Raw genomic sequence first — 3,023 nt, 5'->3', positions numbered from 1 at the left:
TGCAGAACACTCCGACCGGGGGGCCGGGGCGGTGGGAGCGCTGGCTGGACGAGGGCGGGCTGACGCTCGAAGTGGTGCGCGGCTACGCGGGGGAAGCGCTGCCGGAGCGGCTGCGGCCGCGGTACCAGGCACTGGTGGTGCTCGGCGGCGGATACCTGCCGGACGACGACGCGCGGGCGCCATGGCTGGCGCGGACCCGGGAACTGGCCGCCGAGGCAGTGGAGTTCGGGCTGCCGGTGTTCGGGATCTGCCTGGGTGGGCAGTTGCTCGCGCAGGTCGCGGGCGGCGCGGTGCGCGGTGAGCACGGCCAACCGGAGTTCGGCAGCACGCAGTTGACGCTACGTCAGGAGGCCGCGGACGACCCGCTGTTCGCGGGGCTGCCGGCGCGGCCACACGCGATCGAGAACCACGTGGACGCGATCACCGCGCTCCCGCCGGGCGCGACCTGGCTCGCCTCCACCGACGGATGCCCGTACCAGGCGTTCCGGCTGGGCGAGAGCGCGTGGGGCGTGCAGTTCCACCCCGAGGCGGAGGCGGAACGGATCGGCGGGTGGGACCTCGACCGGCTGGCCCGGCACGGCGCCGACCGCGACGCCCTGCACCGCGCCGCCCTCGCCAGGGACGCGGACTCCGCGGCGGTCTGGCGCGAGGTGGCGCTGCGCTTCGCCGGGCGGGCGGTGGCCGCGGCGGCGTGACGCGGGGCGAGGGGCGAGGCCGAGGGCGTCCGGGCGCGAGCGCGTCCGGGCGCCGGGTGCCCGGACTACCAGCGGGCCTGGTTCGCCAGCGTCCGGGCGAGCGGTGCCACGGACTTCGCCGGCAGCGCGATATGCCCGGCGTCGTCGTCGACCACGTCCACCATCAGCAGGATGTTCCCCCACTTCGCGGGCAGCGTCACCACCGCCACGTTGCCGGACGGGGTGAGCACCGGCGTACCGGGCTTCGCCGCCACGCACTTGTTGAAGTACGCCGCCAGTTCGGCGTTCGACAGGTGCGCCCGGGACGCGATCAGCGGAAGCGTCATGCCCAGCGCGGGGTTCTTGCTGTTCGCCGGGGCGTTCGACCGGGTGGCGACCGTGGTCAGGTCCACCTCCTGCGCGCCGATCGTGTAGTTGCAGTAGACGACCACGCCGTGTGTCTCGGCCAGCGGCGCCGCCGCGTCGGCGCCCTTCTCGGTCTCCGCGCTCACCGCGTCCTTGTCCCGCATGGGCACCGCGCGCCCGGACAGCCCGGCGCTCTTGGCGGCCTTGTCCATCCGGTACGGCACCGGGCACGTCGCGGCCTTCTTGGCCGCCACCTCGTCCCCGAGCTTCACCAGCCCGGACGGGTCCAGCTTCTTCCCCGCGCCGGACGACCCGCCGCACCCGCTCAACGCGACCGCGACCGTTCCCAGCACTGCCACCGAGGCCACGATCCGGCCGATCCGGTTGCCCATCGCCCTCACTCCCCCACTCGGCACGACCCGGGGACCGTACCACCCGGGGAAGCGCCCCGGCCGGGCGGCGGGGCGGCGGGCCCACCGCAGCGGGCGGGCTCGCCGGCCGCCGCGGCTCACCCCTTCAACGAGCCGTCGAGCATGCCGCGTTCGAAGAGCCGGCCCACCCGCGCCATCGCGGCGCTGTCGAGCCACCTTTGAGCCAGGATGAAAGGAACGGACTGTCCGGTTTACCTCCGTTGACGGCGCGGCCGTCGAAGTCCAGGATTGTCCGTGCACGTTGATCGGCGCGCGGACAGCGTCCCGATGACCGGCGACGGCGCACAGGACCGGCCGGGCCGGCGACTCCCCCCGTGGTCGCCGGCCCGGTTGCCGTCTTTTTCGGCCCCGCCGGGAATTCGCCACGCCGAAACGCCGCGCTTCGCCACACCATCCGCCGAAGGCGCGTAACGTAGGACCTGCGTGGCGGCCCCCATCCCCCCCCGGGGCCGTCACTGCACTCGTACGGCGGCCCCGGGTTTTCCCGGGGCCGCCGTCTTGCGTGCGCTCAGTGCCCGAACAGGTGCCGCGCGTGGTGGCGTGGCTTGTGGGCGGGCGCATCGACGCGGTGCGAGCCCTCGCCGGTGCCGACCGCGGCCGTCCCGGACCCGGCGGGCGCGGCCGCCGTGGTGTCCTCGTCCCCGAGGCGCGCGGCCATCGCGTCCCGGTCCCGGGCACTGGCCGCCGCGTCGTGCTGTACGGCGCGGTACCTGCGCGCCCTGCGCCGGTGCAGCAGGCCGCCGGCCATCGCCATCATGCAGCCGAGACCGAAGATCAGGGCCAGCGCGATGCCGGCGCAGAAGATCGCGAGCCCGTTCATGGTCGCGATGTGGTGACCGAGCATGGTCACGTCGTAGTGCGGGCCGCCCGAGATGTTGTCGGCGATCGCGAGCCCGATGAAGGCCGCGGTGCAGGCGAGGAGCAGAAGTCCCAGGATCAGCATGTGCGGTCACCTCCGCGTGAAGAAGGAGCTCCTGATCAGCCGGGTACCCCAGACCCGGATCTCCACGCACCCCCAGGTCAGGCCAGCCGCAGGGCCGCCTCGCGCACCACCGCGGCGTCCTGGCGTACATCCGCCAGACCGGGCAGGGCGGCGGCGTCCTCTCCGCTCAGCCGCCGGGCCCAGGCCACCAGCTGCCGCCGGAACCCGGTGTGCCCGACCTCCGCGGTGTGTACGCGGCGCTCGGCAAGCCCGCACTCCGCGTCCCAGGTCTCGACGGACAGCGTGGCCGCTTCGTCGCGCGCGAAGGGCGAGGGCAGCGTGAGGGTGGCCACGCCGTCCTCGGCGGTGAACTCCAGCGCGGCCCGCGCCCCGGCCCGCGCCGCGTCGGCGACCGACCCGCACACCGGAACCCCGCCGAACCCGGCCCGCCGCAGCGCCTCGACGTGCCGCGGGTCGGTCTCCACCACGGCGGCCAGCCGCAGTTCCGCCGGCAGATCCCGCAACTCCCGTAGGTGCGCGGCATGCGCGACCTTTCCGGCGCCGACGAGCACCACGGGCACGGGCCGCCCCTCCGCCCCGCTCCGCACCGGGCGGGGGCCGGGGCGGAAG

Annotated in this window: 4 protein-coding genes; 1 reads left to right on the top strand and 3 read right to left on the bottom strand. The window is 75.0% G+C overall.

Going from position 1 to position 3,023, the window contains the following annotated elements; genetic code table 11:
- The coding region (locus tag AC13HU_RS34900; protein ID WP_483046011.1) for a type 1 glutamine amidotransferase at nt 1–695 on the top strand (695 nt) is incomplete at its 5' end.
- A 65-nt stretch (nt 696–760) separates the two neighbouring features.
- On the opposite strand, the gene AC13HU_RS34895 is transcribed toward AC13HU_RS34900, so the two are convergent.
- The 3 genes from AC13HU_RS34895 to AC13HU_RS34885 all read right to left on the bottom strand — a co-directional run.
- Nucleotides 761–1,432, bottom strand: a complete 672-nt coding sequence (locus tag AC13HU_RS34895; protein ID WP_483046010.1) for a hypothetical protein — start codon at nt 1,430–1,432, stop codon at nt 761–763.
- 547 nt (nt 1,433–1,979) lie between these two features.
- The gene (locus AC13HU_RS34890) at nt 1,980–2,414 is read right to left on the bottom strand and encodes a hypothetical protein (RefSeq protein ID WP_483046009.1); all 435 of its coding nucleotides are present in this window, start codon (nt 2,412–2,414) and stop codon (nt 1,980–1,982) included.
- Nucleotides 2,415–2,491: 77 nt separating this feature from the next.
- A partial coding sequence (locus AC13HU_RS34885; RefSeq protein WP_483046008.1) for a hypothetical protein occupies nt 2,492–3,023 on the bottom strand: 532 nt, incomplete at its 5' end.

Source organism: Streptomyces sp. NH27 (genome assembly GCF_056859195.1).
This window is presented reverse-complemented; position numbering and strand designations above follow the sequence as displayed.

Bases quoted from the DNA above. Each gene is read 5' to 3' on its own strand.
- AC13HU_RS34895 (WP_483046010.1), bottom strand. From the start codon at position 1,432: ATGGGCAACCGGATCGGCCGGATCGTGGCCTCGGTGGCAGTGCTGGGA.
- AC13HU_RS34890 (WP_483046009.1), bottom strand. From the start codon at position 2,414: ATGCTGATCCTGGGACTTCTGCTCCTCGCCTGCACCGCGGCCTTCATC.